This is a genomic window from Aquiflexum sp., from assembly GCF_977115555.1.
Genome location: NZ_CDSBKL010000522.1, coordinates 1 through 2448, shown reverse-complemented (window position 1 = coordinate 2448; position 2448 = coordinate 1). Strand labels below are relative to the sequence as shown.

Sequence of the window (2448 nt, the reverse complement as noted above, 5' to 3'; positions counted from 1 at the left end):
AAATTTCAGTTCATAAATCTTTAGATTCAAAAAAATGATTGATTGTAATCAATCCTCAAGAACCAAACCTATTTCTACTTTATTTCAATAATATTTCAACCTTATTTCTATCATACTTCAATCGAATCTCAAATCTCCTGTCTCAAATCTCAAATCTAATTTCATGAAAACCCCTGAAGAAAATTTTGCAGCATTAGGCCTGACTTTACCTCCACCTCCGAAGCCGCTTGGCGTTTATAAACCCTGTTTGGTAGATGGGAAATATCTGTACCTGTCAGGCCATGGAACTGTAAAAGAGGACGGAACCTTGATCATTGGCCGGGTCGGAAAAGACATGGACATGGAGGAAGGAAAATTGGCAGCAAGACAAGTTGGCCTAGCCATGTTAGCCACGATCAAAGCCAATATAGGCTCACTAAATAAAGTCAAGCGCGTCATCAAAGTATTGGGAATGGTAAATTGCATTCCTGAATTTGAAAGACATCCTTATGTCATCAACGGCTGCAGTGAACTCTTCGCGTCTGTTTGGGGAACGGAAAACGGAATAGGCGTCCGTAGTGCAGTAGGCTTCGGTTCTTTGCCGGACAATATTCCTGTGGAGATTGAAGCTTTATTTGAATTGGAGTAATTTACAATGATATAAATTTATAAATGCTTTGCGATATAAGGTTGATATAAATGGATACAGGTCCAAATTCAATCGCTATTCGAAGTTTTTGGCTCATTATATTTTAACAAAACCCCATTTCTAGGTCCTATTTCAATTTTATTCCCACTTTATTTCCACTTATTTCTTTTGCCAATGTTCACCATAGACGCCCATCTCGATCTCAGTATGAATGCCCTAGAATGGAACAGGGATCTGAGGCAACCTTTATCTGAAATCAATGCACGTGAGAAAGGATTGACAGATAAGCCCGACAGGGGAAATGCTGTGGTATCTCTTTCTGAACTCAGAAAGGGAAATATCGGCTTGGTGGTGGCCACACAGATTGCAAGGTATGTGACAAAAGAAAATCCGTTGCCCGGTTGGCACTCTCCCGAACAGGCTTGGGCACAGACCCAAGGTCAGTTGGCATGGTACAAAGCCATGGAGGATGCAGGAGAAATGACCCAAATCAAAGATCTTGAAAGTCTTGAGAAACACATGCACCTTTGGCTTTTTGAACTTCCTTGGACCACCAAGCCCGTCGGCTATGTTCTTTCTTTGGAAGGTGCGGATTCCATTGTCAATCTCCATTACTTGGAAAAAGCCTATAAATCGGGTTTGAGGGCTTTGGGTCCGGCACATTATGGACCGGGCAGGTATGCAAATGGCACGGATGCAAAAGGTGGATTGGAAAAAAACGGTAGGGAACTGCTCAAAGAAATGGAGCGACTTAATATTATTCTTGACGCTACCCACCTATGCGATGACAGTTTTTGGGAAGCTTTGGATCATTTCAATGGGAATGTTTGGGCAAGCCATAATAATTGTAGGACTTTGGTCAATCATAACAGACAGTTTTCAGATGATCAGATCAAAGCATTGATTGAAAGGGGGGCAGTCATCGGTGGTGCTTTGGATGCCTGGATGATGGTACCAAACTGGGTCAGAGGAAAATCCAATCCAAAAGAAATGGGCTGCAATCTGGAAAAAATGATTGACCACATGGACCATATCTGTCAGCTTGCAGGAAATGCCAACCATATCGGCATCGGGTCCGATTTGGATGGGGCCTTTGGTAAAGAACAGAGTCCCTATGATCTGGAAAGCATTGCCGACCTTCAAACATTACCACGCCTGCTTGTTAAAAGAGGATATTCTACTCAGGATATCGAAAAAGTGATGCATGGCAATTGGCTGAGATTCTTGAAAAAAGCCTGGGCCACCTGATACTTTATTTGCCATTTCTGAAGTTTGAATATAAGACCAACTTCATTTCAAGACATAAGTGGCCAAGACTTTTTGGACATCATAGACATTTACTGATTTGGAAAATTGTTTTTTGATACTTGGAATCTGCTCACTTGAAACCCATATTTTCAGTTCGGCGTCCAAGTCAAAAGTCCCAGTCGTTTCCACACTGAATCTGGAGATACTTTTGTAGGAAACAGATTTATATTCCACCTTACTTCCTGTGACTCCTTGTTTTTCGACCAAGATCAATCTTTTGGTGGTGAAAATAAATACATCCCTGATCAGTTTGAAGCCCATTTCAATATCCTCTCCATCGATCAATAGTCTGCCATAATCTTTGATAAGATCTTCTTTTTGGGCATGGCCTGCGTTACCGAGAATTGCCGAAAATAATCCCATATTTTATATTTATTCTGGATAGTTTATTCCTTTACAAGAAAGGAAATATTCTTTATTTTTTCATTCCAATTTTCAAGATTAAAAAAAGAGATTAGTTAATATTTGGCCATGTTGGTGAAAAATTTGGTTGGTTTTCTTCGCTATCTAAT

General features: G+C 40.4%; 3 protein-coding genes. 2 read left to right on the top strand and 1 reads right to left on the bottom strand.

Annotation, left to right across the window (positions count from 1 at the left end; translation table 11 throughout):
- Positions 1–163 precede the first annotated feature (163 nt).
- Together ACZFYI_RS19060 and ACZFYI_RS19055 are read left to right on the top strand one after the other, a co-directional pair.
- On the top strand, positions 164–628 hold the full coding sequence (locus ACZFYI_RS19060) for a RidA family protein (protein WP_462525706.1): 465 nt from the start codon (positions 164–166) through the stop codon (positions 626–628).
- Positions 629–802: 174 nt separating this feature from the next.
- Positions 803–1876, top strand: coding sequence for a dipeptidase (locus tag ACZFYI_RS19055; protein WP_462525705.1), 1074 nt, complete (start codon positions 803–805; stop codon positions 1874–1876).
- A 42-nt stretch (positions 1877–1918) separates the two neighbouring features.
- On the opposite strand, the gene ACZFYI_RS19050 is transcribed toward ACZFYI_RS19055, so the two are convergent.
- Entirely contained in the window at positions 1919–2299 is a 381-nt protein-coding gene (locus tag ACZFYI_RS19050) for a PH domain-containing protein (protein ID WP_462525704.1), read from the bottom strand.
- Positions 2300–2448 lie beyond the last annotated feature (149 nt).